General features: G+C 70.4%; 21 protein-coding genes. 12 read left to right on the top strand and 9 right to left on the bottom strand.

Annotated features, from left to right (window positions below; translation table 11 throughout):
* Window positions 1-20 precede the first annotated feature (20 nt).
* Window positions 21-1,409 carry a dihydrolipoyl dehydrogenase gene (gene lpdA / locus V2J52_RS03060; protein ID WP_331226182.1) on the bottom strand — a complete coding sequence of 463 codons (1,389 nt, stop codon included), beginning with the start codon at window positions 1,407-1,409 and terminating at the stop codon, window positions 21-23.
* Window positions 1,410-1,550: 141 nt separating this feature from the next.
* Between lpdA and V2J52_RS03055 the strand changes: the two genes are divergently transcribed.
* Window positions 1,551-1,871: an oxidoreductase gene (locus V2J52_RS03055; RefSeq protein ID WP_331226181.1), complete on the top strand. Its 321-nt coding sequence runs from the start codon at window positions 1,551-1,553 to the stop codon at window positions 1,869-1,871.
* Between the two features lie 83 nt (window positions 1,872-1,954).
* Here V2J52_RS03055 and V2J52_RS03050 read toward each other — a convergent pair whose 3' ends face one another.
* Window positions 1,955-3,430, bottom strand: coding sequence for a leucyl aminopeptidase (locus tag V2J52_RS03050; RefSeq protein WP_331226180.1), 1,476 nt, complete (start codon window positions 3,428-3,430; stop codon window positions 1,955-1,957).
* A 57-nt stretch (window positions 3,431-3,487) separates the two neighbouring features.
* Here V2J52_RS03050 and V2J52_RS03045 point away from each other — a divergent pair, with 57 nt between their 5' ends.
* Both V2J52_RS03045 and V2J52_RS03040 read left to right on the top strand, forming a co-directional pair.
* The gene (locus tag V2J52_RS03045) at window positions 3,488-3,841 is read left to right on the top strand and encodes a hypothetical protein (RefSeq protein ID WP_331226179.1); all 354 of its coding nucleotides are present in this window, start codon (window positions 3,488-3,490) and stop codon (window positions 3,839-3,841) included.
* Window positions 3,838-4,299: a hypothetical protein gene (locus V2J52_RS03040; protein WP_331226178.1), complete on the top strand. Its 462-nt coding sequence runs from the start codon at window positions 3,838-3,840 to the stop codon at window positions 4,297-4,299. The genes V2J52_RS03045 and V2J52_RS03040 overlap by 4 nt, the downstream gene beginning before the upstream one ends.
* A 7-nt stretch (window positions 4,300-4,306) precedes the next feature.
* On the opposite strand, the gene V2J52_RS03035 is transcribed toward V2J52_RS03040, so the two are convergent.
* The gene (locus V2J52_RS03035; RefSeq protein WP_331226177.1) at window positions 4,307-5,323 is read right to left on the bottom strand and encodes a quinone-dependent dihydroorotate dehydrogenase; all 1,017 of its coding nucleotides are present in this window, start codon (window positions 5,321-5,323) and stop codon (window positions 4,307-4,309) included.
* Complete coding sequence (locus V2J52_RS03030) at window positions 5,323-5,913, bottom strand: DUF3043 domain-containing protein (RefSeq protein WP_331226176.1); 591 nt, start codon at window positions 5,911-5,913, stop codon at window positions 5,323-5,325. The genes V2J52_RS03035 and V2J52_RS03030 overlap by 1 nt, the downstream gene beginning before the upstream one ends.
* A 55-nt stretch (window positions 5,914-5,968) precedes the next feature.
* Here V2J52_RS03030 and V2J52_RS03025 point away from each other — a divergent pair, with 55 nt between their 5' ends.
* The 7 genes from V2J52_RS03025 to V2J52_RS02995 all read left to right on the top strand — a co-directional run bounded on the left by V2J52_RS03025 (window position 5,969) and on the right by V2J52_RS02995 (window position 13,787).
* Complete coding sequence (locus tag V2J52_RS03025) at window positions 5,969-7,351, top strand: dipeptidase (RefSeq protein ID WP_434056369.1); 1,383 nt, start codon at window positions 5,969-5,971, stop codon at window positions 7,349-7,351.
* Window positions 7,352-7,355: 4 nt separating this feature from the next.
* Complete coding sequence (locus tag V2J52_RS03020; protein WP_331226174.1) at window positions 7,356-8,504, top strand: glycerate kinase; 1,149 nt, start codon at window positions 7,356-7,358, stop codon at window positions 8,502-8,504.
* A gap of 79 nt (window positions 8,505-8,583) precedes the next feature.
* Window positions 8,584-8,949 carry an iron-sulfur cluster insertion protein ErpA gene (erpA, locus tag V2J52_RS03015; protein ID WP_331226173.1) on the top strand — a complete coding sequence of 122 codons (366 nt, stop codon included), beginning with the start codon at window positions 8,584-8,586 and terminating at the stop codon, window positions 8,947-8,949.
* A 164-nt stretch (window positions 8,950-9,113) separates the two neighbouring features.
* Complete coding sequence (gene ctaC, locus V2J52_RS03010; protein WP_331226172.1) at window positions 9,114-9,992, top strand: aa3-type cytochrome oxidase subunit II; 879 nt, start codon at window positions 9,114-9,116, stop codon at window positions 9,990-9,992.
* A complete protein-coding gene (gene ctaD / locus V2J52_RS03005; RefSeq protein ID WP_331226171.1) occupies window positions 9,992-11,821 on the top strand; it encodes an aa3-type cytochrome oxidase subunit I in 1,830 nt (609 codons plus the stop codon). The genes ctaC and ctaD overlap by 1 nt, the downstream gene beginning before the upstream one ends.
* Window positions 11,818-12,270: a cytochrome c oxidase subunit 4 gene (locus tag V2J52_RS03000; protein ID WP_331226170.1), complete on the top strand. Its 453-nt coding sequence runs from the start codon at window positions 11,818-11,820 to the stop codon at window positions 12,268-12,270. Before ctaD ends, V2J52_RS03000 begins: the two co-directional genes overlap by 4 nt.
* Before the next feature lie 83 nt (window positions 12,271-12,353).
* Entirely contained in the window at window positions 12,354-13,787 is a 1,434-nt protein-coding gene (locus tag V2J52_RS02995; protein WP_331226169.1) for an RNB domain-containing ribonuclease, read from the top strand.
* A 65-nt stretch (window positions 13,788-13,852) separates the two neighbouring features.
* On the opposite strand, the gene V2J52_RS02990 is transcribed toward V2J52_RS02995, so the two are convergent.
* The 5 genes from V2J52_RS02990 to ctaE all read right to left on the bottom strand — a co-directional run bounded on the left by V2J52_RS02990 (window position 13,853) and on the right by ctaE (window position 18,804).
* Window positions 13,853-14,476, bottom strand: coding sequence for a superoxide dismutase (locus tag V2J52_RS02990; protein ID WP_331226168.1), 624 nt, complete (start codon window positions 14,474-14,476; stop codon window positions 13,853-13,855).
* A 62-nt stretch (window positions 14,477-14,538) separates the two neighbouring features.
* Window positions 14,539-16,284 carry a cytochrome bc1 complex cytochrome b subunit gene (qcrB, locus tag V2J52_RS02985; RefSeq protein ID WP_331226167.1) on the bottom strand — a complete coding sequence of 582 codons (1,746 nt, stop codon included), beginning with the start codon at window positions 16,282-16,284 and terminating at the stop codon, window positions 14,539-14,541.
* Window positions 16,281-17,333, bottom strand: a complete 1,053-nt coding sequence (gene qcrA, locus V2J52_RS02980; RefSeq protein WP_331226166.1) for a cytochrome bc1 complex Rieske iron-sulfur subunit — start codon at window positions 17,331-17,333, stop codon at window positions 16,281-16,283. Before qcrA ends, qcrB begins: the two co-directional genes overlap by 4 nt.
* Window positions 17,330-18,109 (bottom strand): cytochrome bc1 complex diheme cytochrome c subunit, encoded by a 780-nt coding sequence (gene qcrC / locus V2J52_RS02975; protein ID WP_331226165.1) that lies wholly within the window; start codon window positions 18,107-18,109, stop codon window positions 17,330-17,332. Before qcrC ends, qcrA begins: the two co-directional genes overlap by 4 nt.
* A 50-nt stretch (window positions 18,110-18,159) precedes the next feature.
* Complete coding sequence (gene ctaE, locus V2J52_RS02970; protein WP_331226164.1) at window positions 18,160-18,804, bottom strand: aa3-type cytochrome oxidase subunit III; 645 nt, start codon at window positions 18,802-18,804, stop codon at window positions 18,160-18,162.
* Between the two features lie 237 nt (window positions 18,805-19,041).
* Between ctaE and V2J52_RS02965 the strand changes: the two genes are divergently transcribed.
* Window positions 19,042-19,470, top strand: coding sequence for a response regulator (locus tag V2J52_RS02965; RefSeq protein ID WP_331226163.1), 429 nt, complete (start codon window positions 19,042-19,044; stop codon window positions 19,468-19,470).
* A complete protein-coding gene (gene trpD, locus V2J52_RS02960; RefSeq protein ID WP_331226162.1) occupies window positions 19,471-20,544 on the top strand; it encodes an anthranilate phosphoribosyltransferase in 1,074 nt (357 codons plus the stop codon).
* Window positions 20,545-20,590 lie beyond the last annotated feature (46 nt).

Below are 20,590 nucleotides of genomic sequence, written 5' to 3'. Positions count from 1 at the left end.
TGTCTCCTTGGATCGAGGGGTCAGTTGTGGGAGTGCAGCGGCTTGCCCGCGAGGGCGAGAGCGGCCTCACCCAGGGACTCGTTCTGCGTCGGGTGAGCGTGGACCAAGGAGGCGACGTCGTCGGGGTAGGCCTCCCAGTTGACGATGAGCTGCCCCTCGCCGATGAGCTCGCCGACGCGAGAGCCGATCATGTGGACGCCGATGATCGGGCCGTCCTTCTGCCGGACCAGCTTGACGAAGCCGGTGGTCTGCAGGATCTGGCTCTTGCCGTTGCCGGCGAGGTTGAAGTCGACCGTCTCGACGCCGTCGTCACCGTGCGCGGCCTTCGCCTGCGCCTCGGTGAGGCCGACGGACGCGACCTCGGGCTCGCAGTACGTGACCCGCGGGATGCCGGACTCCTCGATCGCCGCCGGTGCGAGGCCGGCGATCTCCTCGGCCACGAAGATTCCCTGCTGGAAACCACGGTGGGCGAGCTGGAGGCCCGGGACGATGTCGCCGACGGCGTAGATGTTGCCGACACCGGTGTGGAGGCGCTCATTGGTGAGCACGAAGCCGCGCTCCATGGGGACGCCCTGCTCCTCGTAGCCGAGGCCGTCGGTCGCCGGGCCACGCCCGACAGCGACGAGCAGGAGGTCTGCCTCGTAGGTCTTGCCGTCCTCGGTGCTGACGACGACGCCGTTCTCGTTCTGCTCGACGCCGGAGAACCGGGTGCCGGTGGCGAAGGTGATCTTCCGCTTGCGGAATGCCCGCTCCAGCGCCTTGGACAGCGAGACGTCCTCGTTCGGGACGAGGTTCGGCAGTGCTTCGATGATGGTGACGTCGGCCCCGAAGGACTTCCACACCGAGGCGAACTCGACGCCGATGACGCCGCCGCCGAGCACGATCGCGCTCTTGGGCACGTAGTCCATCTCGAGGGCCTGCTCGCTGGTGATGACCCGGCCACCGATGTCCAGGCCGGGCAGCGACCGCGGGTAGGAGCCGGAGGCGAGGATGACGTTGCGGCCGCGGTAGGGCACGCCGTCGACCTCGACGGTGTCCTTGGCCACGAGCCGGCCCCAGCCGGTGATGTAGTCGATCTTGCCGGCCTTGATCAGGCCCTGCAGGCCCTTGTACAGGCGGCCGACGACGCCGTCCTTGTACTTGTTGACCGTGGGCATGTCGATGCCCTCGAGCGTGGCGCTGACGCCGACGGCGGAGCTCTCGCGGATCTCGTCGGCGACGGCGGCGCTGTGGAGGAGGGCCTTGGTCGGGATGCAGCCGCGGTGCAGGCAGGTGCCACCGACCTTGTCGGCCTCGATCAGTGCGACCGACAGGCCCAGCTGTACGGCGCGCAGTGCCGCCGCGTAACCGCCGCTCCCTGCTCCCAGGATGACCAGGTCATACACGTTGTCTTCAGGGCTGTCGGTCACAAACCTCTCCTCGAGCACGCGGTTCTCCCCGGCCAGGCCGGCTCAGGGACCATCTTGTCATCGTCTCATCGATGGGCACCACCGGCTGGTTGTGTCCGCCGTGTCACACCACACAGCCGAGGACGCTTAGGGTTGGGGGTTATGCGGTTGTTCTCCCGACGTCAGAAGGCCCCCGCCGACGCACCCTCCACCGGGCAGCGACGGGCGGAGGTCGCCGACCACTTCCGGGACTTCGTGGCCACCCGCGCCGGTGTCGAGGCGTACATCGAGCCGGCGACGCCGAACGACCCGACGACGCTCGTGCTCGTCGCCAAGACGGGCGAGTGGACGCGCCGCCGGGTGCCGGACGAGAAGGCTGCCCGCCAGCTGGCGCGCGAGCTGTCGATCCCGATCTACGAGGTCAACCTCACCGGCTACCCGTCGAGCATGCGGCGCTGGAGCGCCGCCCAGCGCCGCAAGTAGCCAGCGTCACGGCGCCCCCACCCGCCACCCGCCCGCCCATCCCCGCCGAGATGTCGTATCTCGGCGCACAGTGCCGCGGTGGGCTACCGGGGGGCGTTTTCTAGGAGCGTTAGCAGGGTGCGCAGGCCGGTGCCGGTGCCGCCTTCGAGGGTGTAGCCACGGGCCTTGCCCTCGTTGAAGGCGGGGCCGGCGATGTCCAGGTGCGCCCACGGCGTGTCCTCGACGAACTCCTTGAGGAAGAGCCCGGCGACGAGCATCCCGCCGAAGCGGTCGCCCATGTTGGAGAGGTCGGCGACCTGCGACTTCAGCGAGGCGGCCAGCTCCGTCGGCAGCGGCATCGGCCAGAACTCCTCACCGGCGACGTCGGCGGCGGCGAGGACTGCGTCGCGGATGTCCTCGGTGCCCATGACGGCACCGATCTGCGAGCCGAGCGCGACCAGCTGGGCGCCGGTGAGCGTGGCGATGTCGATGACGGCGTCGGGCGACTCCTCACGGGCGGCGACGATGGCGTCGGCCATCACGAGGCGGCCCTCGGCGTCGGTGTTGAGGACCTCGACGGTCTTGCCGCCGCGGATGGTAATGACGTCCGAAGGCCGCTGCGCGGTCCCGGACGGCATGTTCTCCGCGAGGGCAAGCCACCCGGTCACCTGCACCGGCAGCTCGAGGGCGGCCGCGGCGAGCACGGTGTGGAGCACGGTGGCGGCGCCGGCCATGTCCATCTTCATCGTCTCCATGCCCTTGGCGGGCTTGAGGGACAGGCCGCCGGAGTCGAAGGTGATGCCCTTGCCGACGAGCGCGTAGTGGGCCTTGGCGCGAGCGGGCGCGTAGGAGAGCTTGACCAGCCGCGGCGGGCGCTGCGAGCCCTGCCCGACGCCGATGAGCCCGCCGTAGCCGCCGGCGCGCAGCGCCTTCTCGTCCAGGACGGTGACCTTGACCTTGGTGCCCTTGGCAGCGGCCTTGGCGTCGTCCGCGAAGGTCTCGGGGTAGAGGTCTGCGGGCGCGGTGTTGACGAGGTCGCGGGTGGCGTTGACGCCGTCGGCGACGACCTGCGCCCGAGCGAGCGCGGCCTTGGCCTCCTTGGTCCGGGCGAGCGAGGTGATCAGCTCGAGGCGGGTCACCGGCGCCGGGTCGGCGCTGCGGTAGCGGTCGAAGCGGTAGGCACCGAGCAGCGCGCCCTCGGCGACCGCGGCGACCTGCTCGGGCGACTCGGCCGGCAGCGCCAGCGCGACGTCGCCGGTGCCGGCGAGCGAGCGCACCGCGGCACCGGCGGCGCGGCGCAGCGCCTCCGCGCTGGGGGCGTCGGTGGTGAGCCGCCCCACGCCGGTGAGGACGACGACGGTCGCGGCCAGCTCCTTGCCGGCGGCGGCCCGCACCACCTCGTCGGCCTTGCCGCTCACGCCCAGCGCCGGCAGCAGCGGCTGCAGCGCGGACAGCAGCGCGGCGGGCAGCTCGGCCCCGGCGAGGATCTCGGGGGTGCCGTCCCGGTCACCGACGGCGAGGACGACCGCCTCGGTCTGCAGGCGGGCAACGTTCTTGGTGGTCAGTGTCAGTTCAGTCACGTCGTCGATGCTATCCCGCGTCGCTGGGCGGCGGCCCGGGGCGGTTAGGATCGGCCGGTGCTGTTCACCGTCATCCTCGTCTGCGCCCTCGCCGGCCTCCTGGCGGTCTGGGCGCTGGCGTTCGCGATCGCCGACCGTGCCGTGGTGCTGCGCCAGCTCATCGGGGGCGGCGTGGTCGTGGCGGCGCTGGTGGTCCAGGCGGTCGTCGCCGGAGTGCTGCAGGCCGGCGGGACCAGCGTCAGCGACCCGCTGACCCTGTGGGGCTACCTGGTCGTCTCGATCCTGCTGCTGCCGATCGCGGCGGTGTGGGCCTTCGCGGACCGCACCCGCTGGAGCTCGGTGGTGCTCGTGGTGGCGGCGGTGGCGATCATCGCGATGGAGCTGAGGATATGGCAGGTGTGGTCTCTATGACGGCCCCCGAGGGACAGGTCCGCACGACGGACGCCACCGACACCCGGCCGCCGGCGCGCGGCTGGGGACGGGTGATCATCGCCGTCTACGGCATCTTCGCCATCTCGTCCATGGCCCGGGCGGGCGTGCAGCTCATCCGCGACGCCGCCGAGGCACCGCTCGCCTACACGCTGTCGGCGTTCGCCGCGGTGGTCTACGTCGTCGCGACGGTGGCACTGGCGCACAACGGCCGGCGGATGCGGCGTCTGGGGTGGACCGCCGTCGTCGTCGAGCTGGTCGGCGTGCTGGCGGTCGGTGCCCTCAGCCTCGTCGAGCCCGAGCTCTTCCCGCAGCCGACGGTGTGGTCGCACTTCGGTCAGGGCTACGGCTTCGTCCCGCTGGTGCTGCCGGTGCTCGGGATGATCTGGCTGTGGCGGTCGAGCCCGGGCCGGGTGGCACGGGCCAGCGAGGACCGCTGAGCTTCAGCTAGGCCAGCGCCCGGTTCATCGCGCCGGGCCAGCCGGGACCCTCGTAGATGAAGGCGGTGTACGCCTGCAGCAGGTCCGCGCCGGCGGCGAGCATGGCGCGCGCCTGGGCCGGCTCACCGATCCCGCCGACGCCGATGATCACCGGCTCAGGCCCCAGCCGGTCTCGCAGCCCGGCGACCACCTCGAGCGCACGGGCGTGCACCGGCTGACCTGACAGCCCGCCGGGGCCGTGGTCGTGGCGGATGGTGGTGTTCGTCGCGACCACGCCGGCCAGCCCCAGCTCGAGCACGAGATCGGCGACGGCGGTGACGTCGGCGTCGTCGAGGTCGGGTGCGACCTTGACGAGCACCGGCACCTGGCGGCCGGCGGCGGTGTCCGCGGCGGCCTGCACCGCGGCGAGGATCGGGCGCAGCGACTCCACCGCCTGGAGGTCGCGCAGCCCGGGCGTGTTGGGCGAGGAGACGTTGACCGTGATGTAGTCGCTCCACCGCGCGAGCAGCCGGGCACTGGTCTGGTAGTCGGCGACGGCGTCCTCGAGCTCGGTCACCCGGGACTTGCCGATGTTCGCGCCGACGACGATCGACCGGCCGCGGCGACTGCGGCGCAGCCGGCGCAGCGCGTCAGCGGCGGCCTGCGCCCCGGCGTTGTTGAAGCCCATCCGGTTGACCAGCGCACGGTCCCGCGGGTGGCGCCACAACCGTGGCCGGTCGTTGCCCGGCTGCGGGTGGGCGGTGACGGTACCGACCTCGACGTGCCCGAAACCGAGCATGTCCATGCCCAGGATCGTGGTGGCGTCCTTGTCCATCCCGGCCGCGAGGCCGAGCGCCCCCGGGACATCGCGGCCCAGCCGCGTCGGCCGGGTGGTCGGGGGACGCCGGCCGATGGTGGCGCGAACGACGTGGGACAGGCCCGGCACCGACGCGGCAGCGCGGATCGTGCGCATCGCGAGATGGTGCGCGACCTCCGGGTCGACCCGGGTGAGGACGGTGTCGAACAGTGGCCGGTAGAGCCCCATCAGCGCTGGTCGAACTTCTCGCCGCGCTTCACCTGCGGCTTGGGGGCGCGCAGGAAGCGCGGCTGGAACAGCCGGGTGAAGGCGTACAGCCCGGTCCACCGGGGGATCTCGGTCTCCTCGAAGCGGACCTTGAGCTTGCGGACGATGAGGAAGGAGTAGACGAGCGCGAACACCAGCGAGATCGCGAAGGCGCCGTACATGACGAGCATCGCGGAGACGGCGGCCTGCGGGAACTGCTCGGCGAAGAACAGCAGCACGATGGAGATCATCGCGAGGATGAGGAAGTACTCGCTCGGGCTGAAGTGCGAGTCGACGTAGTTGCGCACCCAGCGGCGCGGCTGGCCCTTGTCACGCACCGGCAGGTACCGCTCGTCACCGGTACGCATCGCCTCCTGCTGCCGGGCGTAGGCCTGGTTGCGCTGCTCGCGGTTCTGCTTCTTGGCGAGCTTGCGGTCATCGGGCACGAGGGGGCGCTGGTTGCGCGCCTCGGCCACCTTCCGCTTGGGCGTGGGGCGACCCTTGCCCGCGGCTACCGGCTCGGGGGCGGTCTCCGGGGGCGTGGGAATGTCCTTCTTGCTGCGACCGATCACCCTGCCAGGGTAGTCGACGGGGGCGGGCGGCCCGGCACCGTGACCAGCACCTAGGCTGGGCCACGTGACTGCACAACCGTTGACCCCCGACCTGCTCGCCGCTCGGACCGCCGCGGAGTTCCCGCAGATCCGCACCGACCTCGAGGCGCTGGTGCGCATCCCCAGCGTCTCCGCCGCCGCGTTCGACGCCGCGCACCTGGAGACCAGTGCGCAGGCCGTCGCCGGGCTGTTGCGCGGCGCGGGGCTGCCGGAGGTGGAGATCGTCCGTGTCGAGGGCCCCGACGGCGTCCCCGGCGCACCGGCGGTGCTCGCGCACCGGCCCGCCCCGGCCGGCGCGCCCACCGTGCTGCTCTACGCCCACCACGACGTCCAGCCCCCCGGGGACCCTGCCGCGTGGACATCACCGGCGTTCGATCCGACCGAGCGTGACGGCCGCCTGTACGGCCGCGGCGCCGCCGACGACAAGGCCGGCATCATGGCTCACGTCGGCGCCCTGCGCGTGCTCGGTGACGAGCTCGGCGTCGGCATCACGGTGTTCAGCGAGGGGGAGGAGGAGATCGGCTCGCCGACCTTCCGCCGCTTCCTCGAGACCTACCGTGACCGGCTCGCCGCCGACGTCATCGTCGTCGCCGACTCGGCCAACTGGCAGGTCGGCGTCCCCGGGCTGACCACCTCGCTGCGCGGCCTGGTCGACTGCACCGTCGAGGTCGCGGCGCTCGAGCACGGCGTCCACTCCGGCATGTTCGGCGGGCCGGTGCTCGACGCCGTCACGCTGCTCTCCCGGCTGGTCGCGACCCTGCACGACGACGCCGGCGACGTCGCGGTCGCCGGCCTCGTCGCGACCGAGGCAGCCGACCTCGACTACCCCGAGGATCAGTTCCGTTCTGACGCCAGCGTGCTCGACGGCGTCCGCCTCGCCGGGACCGGTGCGCTGACCTCCCGGCTCTGGACCCGGCCGGCGATCTCGGTCATCGGCATCGACGCCACCGACGTCGCACACTCGTCCAACACCCTCATCCCGTCCGCCCGAGCGAAGCTGTCGATGCGCATCGCGCCCGGGCAGTACCCCGCCGCCGCCGAGGAGGCGCTGCACCGTCACCTGCGGGACCATGCCCCGTTCGGTGCCCGGGTCACCGTCGAGCCGGGGGAGCGCGGCCAGTCCTTCGCCGCCCCCGAGGACTCCGCCGCGATGCGCGCGGCGCGGTGGGCGTTCGCGACGGCCTGGGGCGTCGAGCCGGTCGACCTCGGCATCGGTGGCTCGATCCCGTTCATCGCCGACCTCGCGGAGGTCTACCCGGAAGCGGCGATCCTCGTCACCGGCGTCGAGGACCCGGACTCACGCGCCCACGGCGTCGACGAGTCGGTCCACCTCGGGGAGCTGGTCAAGGTCGTGCACGCCGAGGCGCTGCTCCTCGCCCGCCTCGCCGGGCGGCTCTGAACCGGTGCGCGTCCTCGTCGCACCCGGGCCGTTCTCCGGCGCGCTGAGCGCCGTCGAGGCAGCCGCCGCGATCCGTCGGGGCTGGTTGGCGCAGGCGCCGGCCACGACCGTCGTCGAGCGGGCGATGAGCGACGGCGGCACCGAGCTGCTCGACGTCGTCCACGCCGCGCGGGGAGGACGGCTCGTCTCCCTCACCGGGCACGGTCCGCTGGGCTCGCCGGTACCGGCGAGCCTGCTCCACGTCGCCGGGGCTGCCGGTGGGACCGTCTACGTCGATGCCGGACAGGTGCTCGGCCGGCAGCTGACAGCTGCGGAGAACGCCCTGCCCGCCGCGGAGCGCGGGACCAGCCGGGGGCTGGGTGAGCTGCTCCTCGCTGCGCTCGAGCTCGGGGCGAGCCGCATCGTCGTCGGTCTGGGGGACGCCGCAAGTCACGATGCCGGCAGGGGAGTGCTCGAGGCGCTCACCGGGGACACCAGCGGGTCAGCCCTCGCCGCCGCGCGCGATCGACTCGCCCGGACCGATGTCGTCGTCGCCGCTGGGAGCACCGCCCCGCTGCTCGGGCTGCACGGTGCCGGCGCGATGCTCGCCGAGCGCCCCGGCATCGGCCCCGCGGAGGCGCAACGGCTCGACACCGCGATCGCCGGCTACGTCGCCGAGCTCGACCGGTCCGCCGCGGCACTCGCCGTCACCCGCCCGCCACTGGCGATGGCCAGCACCGCCGCGTCCCCGGCGCACAGCCACCGGCCGGCGGGGCGGGTCCGCCCGGGCGGGGCGGAGGGCTCGGGCGCCGGCGGCGGTGTCGGCTACCTGCTCGCGCTCCTCGGCGCCCGGGTGCTGCCGGGTGCGCCGGTCGTCGCCGGCAGCATCGGTCTTGCCGGCGCCGTCGAGGACGTCGACCTCGTCCTCACCGGTCGCTCGGTGCTGGACGCGCCGGCGCTCGACGGCGGTGTGCTCGCCGCCGTCAGCGAGGCCGCCATGAGCCTGGGGCTGCCGGTCGTCGTCCTCGCCGAGGAGGTCCACACCTCCCGGCGCGAGGTCGCCCGGGTCGGGGTGAGCTCGACCTACGAGATCGGCCGGCCCGCCGACGGCGCCCTCGCGGCGCTGGAGTCGTGGTCGGCGCGAGTCGCTCGCACATGGGCGCGGACGGCGTAGGCTGACGATCGGGAACAACCCGGCGCCCGCCGCGGTTGGCCCCGAAGAAGACCACCACCAGGACCAGCTGGAGATGAACATGAGCGAGACGACGGCAGCGAGCCAGACCGACATCGGCACCCACGAGATCGAACTCACCGACGTCGCCGCCACGAAGGTCAGGACCCTGCTGGAGCAGGAGGGCCGTGACGACCTCCGGCTGCGGGTCGCCGTCCAGCCCGGCGGCTGCTCCGGCCTCATCTACCAGCTCTACTTCGACGAGCGCCTCCTCGACGGCGACGTCGTGCGGGACTTCAGCGGCGTCGAGGTGATCGTGGACAAGATGAGCGTGCCCTACCTCGCCGGTGCGACGATCGACTTCGCGGACACCATCGAGAAGCAGGGCTTCACGATCGACAACCCCAACGCAGGCGGATCCTGCGCCTGCGGTGACTCCTTCAACTAAGTGCACCAGTACGACCGGCCGAACGGGCCGGGTGAGACGTCGGACACCGGCGCCTCGCCCGGCCCGTTCGCGGTCCTGGTGCCATAAGAGCGGTAGTGTTGGCCGAGGGACATAGGTCCCGTCTGATTTGCCCCATTCAGCGTTGTGTCGGAAGGTCTAGAACGTTGCGATCACCGTCGACCGGTCACAGGTCACGCCGCCCCAGCCGGTTGGTACTGCTGGCACTCGTGCTCGGCCTCGTCCTCTCGGGCTGCTCACTCGGTACCCCCGAGAACGGCTTCCTGCCGTCTCGCCCGGGCGTCACCGACAAGACCGGGATGATCATCGATCACTGGAACGGCGCCTGGGTCGCCGCTCTGCTGGTCGGCGTCATCGTCTGGGCACTGACGATCTGGTGCATCGTGGTCTACCGCAAGCGCAAGAACGACAACGCGCTCCCGGTCCAGCTGCGCTACCACGTGCCGCTCGAGCTCATGTACACCGTGGTGCCGATCCTCATGGTGGGCGTGCTGTTCTTCTACACCACCCGGGTCACCGGTGAGATCGTTGACACCAGCCCCGAGCCGGACCTCACGATCGAGGCCTACGGCAAGCAGTGGAGCTGGGACTTCAACTACATCGACGACGACGTCTACTTTCAGGGCGACCGCGTCCAGCTCACCGGTGAGGTGGGTGTCGAGGAGACGCTGCCGACCCTCTACCTGCCGGTCGGCGAGACGGTCGAGTTCATCGTCAACTCCCGCGACGTCAACCACTCCTTCTGGATCCCGGCGTTCTTGTTCAAGATCGACATGCTGCCCGGACACACCAACAGCTTCCAGGTGACTCCGATGGAGGAGGGGACCTACCAGGGCAAGTGCGCCGAGCTCTGCGGGGAGTTCCACTCCGAGATGCTGTTCAACGTCGAGGTCGTGGACCGCGCCACCTATGACGCCGAGATGGGTGAGCTCCGCGAGGCGGGCAACACCGGCGTCCTCGGTGAGGACTACAACCGGGTGTACGCCCAGGACCAGATCGCGGTCGAGGAAGGAACGGGTAACTGATGGCGACCACCGAAGAGGCACGGGTCGAGATCGTCCCAGGGCTGCCACCCCACCGTCAGAGCCTGGGCCGCAAGGTGGTCGGCTGGATCACCTCGACCGATCACAAGACGATCGGTTACATGTACCTCGTCACCTCCTTCGCGTTCTTCCTCATCGGCGGGGTCCTCGCGATGCTCATGCGCATCGAGCTGTGGGAGCCCGGGATGCTCATGCAGTCGAAGGAGCAGTACAACCAGCTCTTCACGATGCACGGCACGATCATGCTGCTGCTGTTCGCGACACCGCTGTTCGCGGGTTTCGCCAACGTCATCATGCCGCTGCAGATCGGCGCCCCGGACGTGGCCTTCCCGCGGCTGAACATGCTCAGCTACTGGCTGTTCACCTTCGGTGGGCTCGTCGTGCTCTCCTCTTTCCTCACCCCCAAGGGCGCGCCGAGCTTCGGCTGGACCGCGTACACGCCACTGTCCCTCGAGGCGTTCTCGCCCGGGCTCGGCGGTGACCTGTGGGTGATGGGTCTGGCGATGACCGGCTTCGGTACGATCTTCGGCTCGGTGAACTTCATCGCGACGGTCATCACCATGCGTATGCCCGGCATGACGATGTTCCGGATGCCGATCTTCACCTGGAACATCCTCATCACCGGGATCCTCGTCCTCATGGCGTTCCCGGTCCTCGCGTCGGCGCTCTTCGGGCTGGCCTTCGACCGGGTGCTCGGTGGCCAGATATTCAACCCGGAGAGCGGCGGAGCGCTGCTGTGGCAGCACCTGTTCTGGTTCTTCGGGCACCCTGAGGTCTACGTCATCGCGCTGCCGTTCTTCGGCATCGTCTCCGAGATCTTCCCGGTGTTCGCCCGCAAGCCGATCTTCGGCTACAAGGGCCTGGTGTTCGCCACCATCGCGATCGCCGCACTGTCGGTGACGGTGTGGGCGCACCACATGTTCACCACCGGTGGCGTGATGCTCAACTTCTTCGCGTTGATGACGATGCTCATCGCGGTGCCCACCGGGGTGAAGTTCTTCAACTGGATCGGCACCCTGTGGCGAGGGAAGCTCACCTTCGAGACGCCGATGCTGTGGTCGCTCGGCTTCCTCGTCACTTTCCTCTTCGGCGGGCTCACCGGGATCATCATCGCCAGCCCGGCGATGGACTTCCAGGTGCACGACACCTACTTCATCGTTGCCCACTTCCACTACACGGTGTTCGGCACCGTGGTGTTCGCGATGTTCGCCGGCTTCTACTTCTGGTGGCCCAAGTTCACCGGCCGGATGCTCAACGAGCGGCTCGGCAAGGTGCACTTCTGGATGCTGTTCTTCGGCTTCCACGGCACCTTCCTCATCCAGCACTGGCTGGGCGCGCAGGGCATGCCCCGGCGGTTCGCCGACTACATGGTCGAGGACGGCTTCCAGTTCATGAACCAGTTCTCGACCGTCGGCGCCGTGCTGCTGACACTGTCGACACTGCCGTTCCTGTGGAACATCTACATCACCCACCGCGGTCCGCGCACGCAGCTGGCGGACGACCCGTGGGGCTTCGCCAACTCTCTCGAGTGGGCCACCAGCTCCCCGCCGCCGCGGCACAACTTCATCACGCTGCCCCGGGTGCGCTCCGAGCGTCCTGCCTTCGACCTGCACTACCCGGAGGTCGCGGCGCTCGACCAGGCGGTGCCGGACGAGTCGGTGCTGGAGCAGGTGCTCGGCGGGGCGGACCACACCGGTGCCGGGACGCAGACCGACCAGCCGCAGCCCGGCCAGCGGCCGAGCAGGAGTGCGAACGTCGTCCTCGACCGTGAGGACGACGAGGACGACGAGAAGAAGGACGACAAGCGATGAGCGCGCAGCGCGAGGACACCCCGGCGGAGACGACGGCCACCGGCAAGCCGATGCGGGTCGAGATGTGGGTCTTTCTCGTGCTCGGGCTGTTCTTCCTGGTCGTAGGGATCGCCTACGCGAGTGTCACCGGGGGCGAGCCGGTCGGCACGTGGGGGCTGCTGCTGCTCGTCGGCCTCTACGCCATGGTCGGCTTCTACCTGATGCTCGTCGGACGGCGCATCGACCGCCGGCCGGAGGACGACCCGCTGGCCGACGTCGACGAGCACGCCGGCGAGGTGGGCAGCTTTTCCCCGCACTCGTGGTGGCCGCTCGTCCTCGGCGTGGCCGTCACCCTGGTGTTCGCCGGTGTCGCCATCGGCTGGTGGCTCACCGGGATCGGGTTCGTCGTCGCGATCATCGGTCTGGTCGGGCACACCTACGAGTTCTCCCGCGGTCAGCACGCGCACTGACGGTTGAGGGATGAGCGGGGCCGCACCGGTGACGGTGCGGCCCCGCTGTGCTCGGCGCACCGGCGGTGTCTAGGGTTGGCCCCATGCCGAAACGAGCGACCAGCTTCCGCCACCAGCCCGGCAACGGCGCCGTGCTCGACAAGGCGTACCAGGCCATCCGCGACGAGCTCGAGGTCCGGCAGGAGTTCCCGCCAGCGGTACTCGCCGAGACGGCCGCCGCGATCGCCGCAGCCGAGCTGCCCGACCGGGACGAGACGGGGGTGCCGTTCCTCACCATCGACCCGCCCGGTGCGATGGACCTGGACCAGGCGATGCACATCGAGCGTGACGGCGACGGGTACCGGCTGCGCTACGCGATCGCGGACGTCCCCGCCTTCGTCGTTCCGGGCAGCGCCCTCGACGCCGAGGCCCTGCTGCGCGGTGCCACCGTGTACTGCCCCGACACCCGGGTGCCGCTGCACCCGACACAGCTGAGCGAGGACGCCGCCAGCCTGCTGCCGGACGTCGTCCGTCCGGCCTTCGTCTGGGACATCGGGCTCGGTCCCGACGGTGCCCGCGACCGCGCTGAGCTGTACCGGGCGCGGGTACGCTCCATCCGCCGGTACACCTACACCGAGGCGCAGCAGACAATCGACGGCGACGGGGCGGCTGCGACGCTCCAGCTGCTCGCCGAGCTCGGTCCGCTGCGCATCGCACGAGAGTCCGAACGGGGCGGCGCGAGCCTACCGATGCCCGAGCAGGAGGTCCACGTCGACGCCGACGGACACTACTCACTGCGGTTCCGCCCGGTCCTCGCGGTGGAGGAGTGGAACGCGCAGGTGTCCCTGCTCACCGGCATCGTCGCTGCCCAGATGATGCTCGACGGCGGCGTCGGCCTGCTCCGCACGATGCCCCCGGCGCAGGACCGCGACATCGACCGGTTCCGGCGCCAGGCGCGAGCGCTTGGCGCCAGCTGGCCCACCGACCTGCCCTACGGCGACTTCTTGCGGACCTTGGACCGGACCGACCCGCAGCACCTGGCGATCATCCACGCCGCGACGGCGTTGTTCCGTGGCGCGGGCTACGAGGCGTTCGACGGCGCGGTGCCGGAGCAACCGGTGCAGGCGGCGATCGGCGCGCCGTACGCCCACGTGACGGCGCCGCTGCGGCGCCTGGTCGACCGGTACGCGCTCGTCGTCTGCGAGGCGCTGAGCCAGGGCCGTGAGGTGCCGCGCTGGGCGAGGGAGGCTCTCCCGGACCTGCCGGCGGTGGCTGCGACCACCGGGCGGCTCGCCGGCACGGTGGAACGAGCCTGCACCGATGCCACCGAGGCGGCCGTCCTGCGCCACCGGGTCGGCGAGGTGTTCGACGCCGTCGTCGTCGATGGCGCGGGGGAGCGCGGCGTAGACATCCAGATCACCGACCCGGCGATCAACGCGATCGCCGAGGGGTCCGCCGAGCCCGGCACCCAGGTACGGGTCAAGCTGCTCGCGGCCGACGTCACCACCCGGTCCGTCCGCTTCAGTCTCGTCCGCTGACCACCGGCCATGACGGAGGGCCGCCACCCGAACGGGTGGCGGCCCTTCGCCACGGCATCACCGGGTCACGGGACGATGAGGCCCGAGGTCTGGGTACGTGCGCGGTCGAGGCGCGCCGCCACGTCCTGCCAGTTGACGATGTTCCAGAACGCCTTGACGTAGTCCGCCTTGACGTTGAGGTAGTCGAGGTAGAACGCGTGCTCCCACATGTCGAGCATGAGGACCGGGGTCAGGCCCAGCGGCACGTTGCCCTGCTGGTCGAAGAGCTGGAAGACCGAGAGCTTCTGGCCGATCGAGTCCCAGCCGAGCACCGACCAGCCCGAGCCCTGGATGCTCGTGGCGTTGGCGGTGAACTGAGCCTTGAAGCCGTCGAAGGAACCCAGCTGGTCCTTGATCGCCTCGGCCAGCTCGCCCTCGGGCTCGCCACCGCCGTCGGGGGAGAGGTTGTTCCAGAAGACCGAGTGGTTGACGTGGCCGCCGAGGTTGAACGCGAGGTTCTTCTCGAGCAGGTTGATGCTGCCGTGCTCGCCGGACTCGCGGGCCTCGGCGAGCTTCGCCAGGGCGGTGTTGGCGCCGTCGACGTAGGCCTTGTGGTGCTTGCTGTGGTGCAGCTCCATGATCTTGCCGCTGATGTGCGGCTCAAGGGCGCTGTACTCGTAGGGAAGATCCGGAAGGGTGTACTGAGCCATGGGGCCTCCTCTGTCCGCTCGGCGCGGTAGTGCGCCAAGGATTGTTCAGCAACCAGTCCAACCTACGACGCGTCGGGGTTGTTCCGCTCTTCGGCGGCGGTGTGGGCTCCGACCCCGAGCGCCGCGGGCTCACCCGCGGCGGGGTTGAGGGCCGGGTCATCGGCGGGGCCCGCTGCCAGCTCGCCGTCGTGCGCGTGGTGGGCCGCCTGGGCGGCCGCCAGCTCGGACGGGTTCGCCGGCTCGACGCGGTCCTCGTAGAAGAACCGCGACACCCGCTGCAGAGCGCGGTCGAGACCGTAGCCGGGGCGACGGACACCGTTCTCGTCCTCGGGCGCGTCGATCTCCAGGAGACGGTCGGCGTCGTGCTGGACGAGGATCCAGCGCTCCTCGTCGGTGAGCGGCTGGTGGATCTCGAGGAACTCACCGGTGGGCATCCGGACGATCCGCCCGGTCTCGTGGCCGTGCAGGGCCAGCTCACGGTCGCGGCGCTGCAGGTTGAGGCAGATCCGTTTGGTGAGCATGAAGGCGAGGAACGGCCCGACGAGGAATAGGATCCGCAGCGCCCACGTGATGCCGTTGATCGACAGCTCGAAGTGGGTGGCGACGATGTCGTTGGACCCGGCGATGTTGAGGATCATGAACGCGGTGATGATCGCGACGCCGACACCGGTACGGGTGGGGGCGTTGCGCGGCCGGTCGAGCAGGTGGTGCTCGCCGCGGTCCTTGGTCACCGCGCTCTCGATGAACGGCCAGGTCGCGAGCAGCCCGAAGAGGATGCCGGGGATGACCACGCCCGGGATGAGGATGTTCAGCGACAGCGTGAAGCCACCGATGACGAACTCCGGCCAGCCGGGCATCAGTCGCAGCGAGCCTTCGAGGAAGAGCATGTACCAGTCGGGCTGGGCACCGGCGCCGACCGGGGTCGGGTCGTAGGGGCCGTGCGCCCATACCGGGTTGATCGAGATCAGCGCGCCCATGAGGGCGAGGAATCCGAAGACGATGAAGAAGAACCCACCGGCCTTGGCCGCGTACACCGGCAGCACCGGGTAGCCGACGACGTTCTTCTCGGTCTTGCCCGGGCCGGGGTACTGGGTGTGCTTGTGCACGACCACGAGGATGAGGTGCACGGTCACCAGCGCGAGGATGAGCGCCGGCACGATGAGGATGTGCACGGTGAACAGCCGCGGCACGATGTCCATCCCGGGGAACTCTCCGCCGAACAGCCCCAGCGAGAGGTACGAGCCGATGATGGGGATCGAGCGCGCGACGCCGTCGGCGATCCGCAGCCCGTTGCCGGAGAGCACGTCGTCCGGCAGCGAGTAGCCGGAGAAGCCGGCGAGCAGACCAAGGATGAGCAGCGTGAAACCGATGACGTAGTTGAGCTCACGGGGCTTGCGGAACGCGCCGGTGAAGAACACCCGCAGCATGTGCGCGACGATCGCCGCCATGAACAGCAGCGCCGCCCAGTGGTGGATCTGGCGCATGAGCAGGCCACCGCGCACCTCGAAGGAGGTGTAGAGGGTCGAGGCGAACGCCTCGGACATCCCCACGCCCTGCATGGTGACCGGCAGCTGGTCCATCGGGTAGGTGATGTGACCCATGCTCGGCACGAAGTACATCGTGAGGAAGATCCCGCTGAGGATGAGAACGATGAAGCTGTACAGCGCGATCTCACCCAGCAGGAAGGACCAGTGGTCCGGGAACACCTTGCGGGCGAACTCCTTGACGGCCCGACCGACCCCGGTGCGGCGGTCCAGGTAGTCGGCGACCGGGGCCGCCTTGCTCTTGCTCAGTGACGTGGTGCTCATCGTGCCCGCTCCCAGAAACTCGCACCGATCGGCTCGTGGAAGTCCTCACGAGCGACCAGGTAACCCTCGGTGTCGACGGTGATCGGCAGCTGCGGCAGTGCCCGCTTGGCGGGGCCGAAGACGACCTTGGCCTCGTCGGCGAGGTCGAAGGTCGACTGGTGGCACGGGCACAGCAGGTGGTGGGTCTGCTGCTCGTAGAGCGCCACCGGGCAGCCGACGTGCGTGCAGATCTTGGAGAACGCCACGATCCCGTCGTAGGACCACTCACGGCGCTCGGGGGAGATGTTGAGGACGGCGGGGTCGATCCGCGTCATGAAGACCACGGCCTTGGCCTTCTCCTCGAGGTAGTGCTCCTGGTCGGGCAGCCCGTGGGGGATGACCTGGAACGCCGAGCCGAGCGTGACGTCCGCGGCGCGGATCGGGCGGTCGTCCGGGTCGGTCGCCAGCCGGCGACCGGTGCCGCCACCGTCGATGGCGCCGCCGGTGCCGGTGGGGATGTCGCCCCACGCGGTCTGCCTGAACCGGCCGACGTCCCAGGTGTCGGACAGCCCGCCGACGAGCGGCACGACGAACGGCAGCGGTGCCAGCGCGACGGCGCCGGCAAGGGCGCCCTTGAGGACCGGGCGGCGGGCGACGTTCGCCTCCGCGGCACCGTCTTCGAGCATGGTGACGGCGTCCTCGCGAACCTCCGGCGGGGAGGCGACCGGCTTGCGCTGCTCGATGGACTCCTCGACGGACATCAGGGCCTTGGCCCAGTGGACGGCCGCGACACCGATGCCGAGCATGCCGATCCCCAGTCCCAGCCCGAGTGCGAGCGTGGAGAGGCGCACGTCCATGAAGTTGGTGCCGACCGGGATGATCGCGAAGCCGACGATGCCGCCGATGGAGGCGAGGATCGAGACGAGGAGGATGCCGGTGACCTGCCGCTCGGCGCGCTTGGCGGCCTTGGGGTCGCGGTCCGACATCCGCACGTGGTGCGGCGGCAGGCCCGGGTTCTCGAAGCGGTCGTCCGGCACGACCAGCTCCTCCGAGTGACGGTTGATGCTCACGACGACCTTGCTCCGATCCACACTGCGGCTGCGATGAGCCCGCCGATACCGATGATCCACACCCACAGGCCCTCGGACACCGGTCCGAGGTTGCCCAGGGTGATCCCGCCAGGGCTGACGTCGCGCTGCGCCATGATGTAGGCGATGACGTCGCGGGTGCCCTCGTCGTCGACCATTGCCTCGTTGAACACCGGCATGGACTGCGGCCCGGTGCGCATGGCCTCCCAGATCTGGGTGGCGGTGGCGTCGTCGAGCGGCGGGGCGACCTTGCCCTCGCTCAACGCACCACCGGCGCCGACGGCGTTGTGGCACATCGAGCAGTTGGTGCGGAACAGCTCCATCCCGTTAGCGGGATTGCCGTCCTCGGGGTCGACCTGTGCCTCGGAGGGGATCGCCGGGCCGGGGCCGAGCGAGGCGACGTAGGCAGCGAGATACGCGGTCTGCTCCTCGTCCATCACCGGGGGCTTGCGCTCCGCCTGCGGGGAGTTGCTGGCCATCGGCATCCGACCGGTGGACACCTGGAAGTGCACCGACGCGGCGCCGACCCCGACGAGCGACGGACCGACGTCGTTGCCCTGAGCATCGAGGCCGTGGCAGGTCGAGCAGTTCGCCCGGAACAGCTGCTCGCCGATCTCGATCTCCTCGGCCGTGGCCGTCTGCGCCGTCGCGTCGTCGGAAGTGACGACGGCGTATCCCACCCCCGTGAGGAGGAGGGCTAGGAGCAGCAGGACCACCGGGGCTGACCGGTGCCGTCTGCGGGCGGCGAGTGCCTTCACGGGTTGATTCCTCGTCTCGCGATCGTGGGGAAGTTTACGCCTCGGGGCGGTTACTGGATGAAGTAGATGATGAAGAAGAGGGCGATCCAGACGACGTCGACGAAGTGCCAGTAGTAGGACACGACGACCGCGCCGGTGGCCTCGAGGTGACCGAAGCGGTGCGCCCCGAAGGATCGGCCGAGGATGAAGAGGAACGCGATGAGGCCGCCGATGACGTGCAGCGCGTGGAACCCGGTGGTGATGTAGAACGCCGAGCCGTACGGGCTCGAGCCGACCGTGATGCCGTGCGCGACTAGCTCGGCGTACTCGAAGGTCTGCCCGGCGACGAACAGGGCGCCCATGATGAAGGTGAGGATGAACCACTCCTCCATGCCCCACTTGCGGATGTCGAGGAGCGATCCGGTGCGCCGCTGCTGGAAGCGCTCGGCGGCGAACACTCCCATCTGTGCGGTGACCGAGCTGGCCACGAGGATGATCGTGATCGTCAGCGCCCAGGGCACGTTGAGCAGGCTGGTGTTCTCCGGCCAGATGTCCGCCGAGACCGAGCGATGCGTGAAGTACATCGCGAACAGGCCGGCGAAGAACATCAGCTCGGAGGCGAGCCAGACGATGGTGCCCACCGACGTTGGGTTGGGCCGGTTGACACTCACGTGGGGGGCGCTCGGGGCAGCCGTAGTAGACGACACGTTGGCCATTATGGCCCGAAAACCGGTGGCGGGGGCCAACCGGGGGCAGCGCGTTTCGTCGGACCTGGATGTCGAGGCCGCGTCTTCGGCGGAATGGCGCGACTGGGGCGACGGTCGCGAAACGTTGATCCAGGGCGCGTCGCGGCACGGGTGGGCCCCGGCGAGGCCGGGCGTGACTACGATGACTGCAGGCCGCCACGGCAGTACGTGACAGGCCCCACACCGCGATACTCCTGGAGGACGACGATGACGCCCGCGCAGATCGACGCAGCGACCACCACTGGCACCGACGTGGTGGACGTCCTCGTCTACAGCGACGACGTCGAGACGCGCACGCAGGTGCGGCGCGCGATCGGCCGGCGCGCGGCCGCCGATCTGCCGAAGATCCGCTGGACGGAGGCGGCCACCCACGCCGGTGTCGTCGACAAGGCGATGTCCGGCTCGTTCGCCCTGCTCATCCTCGACGGCGAGGCCGCCAAGGTCGGCGGCATGGCGGTGAGCCGCCAGCTGAAGAACGAGATGTACCAGTGCCCGCCCATCCTCATCATCACCGCGCGACCGCAGGACGCCTGGCTGGCCACGTGGTCGCAGGCCGACGGCGCGATCCAGGCGCCGTTGTCACCCGTGGAGGTGCAGCGCACGGTGGCCGCCCTCCTTCGCGGGCAGGCGAGCTGAGTGTCGGAGCAGGACACGTGGCCTGACCTCATCACCGACCTCATCGGCGGCCGGGACCTGACCTCGGCGCAGACCGGCTGGGCGATGGACCAGGTGATGTCGGGGGTCGCCACGCCGGTCGAGCTCGCCGGCTTCCTCGTCGCGCTGCGCGCCAAGGGCGAGACGGTGGCCGAGCTCACCGGGCTCGCCGACGCGATGCTCGAGCACGCGGTGCCGATCGACCTGCCGCACGGGGTGCTCGACATCGTCGGCACCGGCGGCGACCGCGCCCGCACGGTGAACATCTCGACGATGGCGTCGCTGGTGGTGGCCGGGGCCGGCGTGCCGGTCGTCAAGCACGGCAACCGGGCGTCCAGCTCGGCCAGCGGCTCAGCCGACGTCCTCGAGGCGCTCGGGGTCCGGCTGGACATGCCGGTCGCGCAGGTCGAGGAGACGTTCCAGCGGGTGGGCATCACGTTCTGCTTCGCCAACTCCTTCCACCCCTCGATGCGCCACGCGGCCATCGCCCGGCGCGAGCTCGCCGTCGCCACCGCGTTCAACGTTCTCGGCCCGCTGACCAACCCGGCGCGACCGAGCTCCTCGGCGATCGGCGTCGCCGACCGCCGGATCGCGCCGCTGGTCGCGGGGGTGCTCGCGGCACGAGGGGTCCGCGCGCTCGTCTTCCGCAGCGAGGACGGCCTCGACGAGATCACGACGACCGCGCCCGCACGGGTGTGGCACGTCGAGGGGGGCGAGGTCGCCGAGCTCGTCGTCGACGCTCGCGAGGCGTTCGGCCTGGCACCGAGCACCATCGAGGACCTCCGCGGCGCGGACGCGACCTTCAACGCCGGCGTCGCCCGCGAGGTGCTGGCCGGCAGCGGCGGACCGGTGCGCGACGCCGTGCTGCTCAACGCCGCCGCCGGGCTGGTCGCCTACGGCCGCCTGCCGGGCACCGGCCCGGAGGACGGGGACCTCGTCACCCGGCTGCGTGCCGGCCTCGCTGCCGCGGCGTCGTCGATCGATGACGGGCGTGCCACGGCGCTGCTGCACCGGTGGGTCGATGCCACGCCAGCCGCGGCAGGGGCTGAGGGATGATGGACGTGGCACCGACCGGTGACCACCGCCGCGACGAAGGAGATCA

The organism is Georgenia sunbinii, assembly GCF_036421875.1.
Taxonomy (GTDB): domain Bacteria; phylum Actinomycetota; class Actinomycetes; order Actinomycetales; family Actinomycetaceae; genus Georgenia_B; species Georgenia_B sunbinii.
Note: the sequence above shows the minus strand (reverse complement) of the source record. Positions and strands in the feature narration are given on the sequence as shown.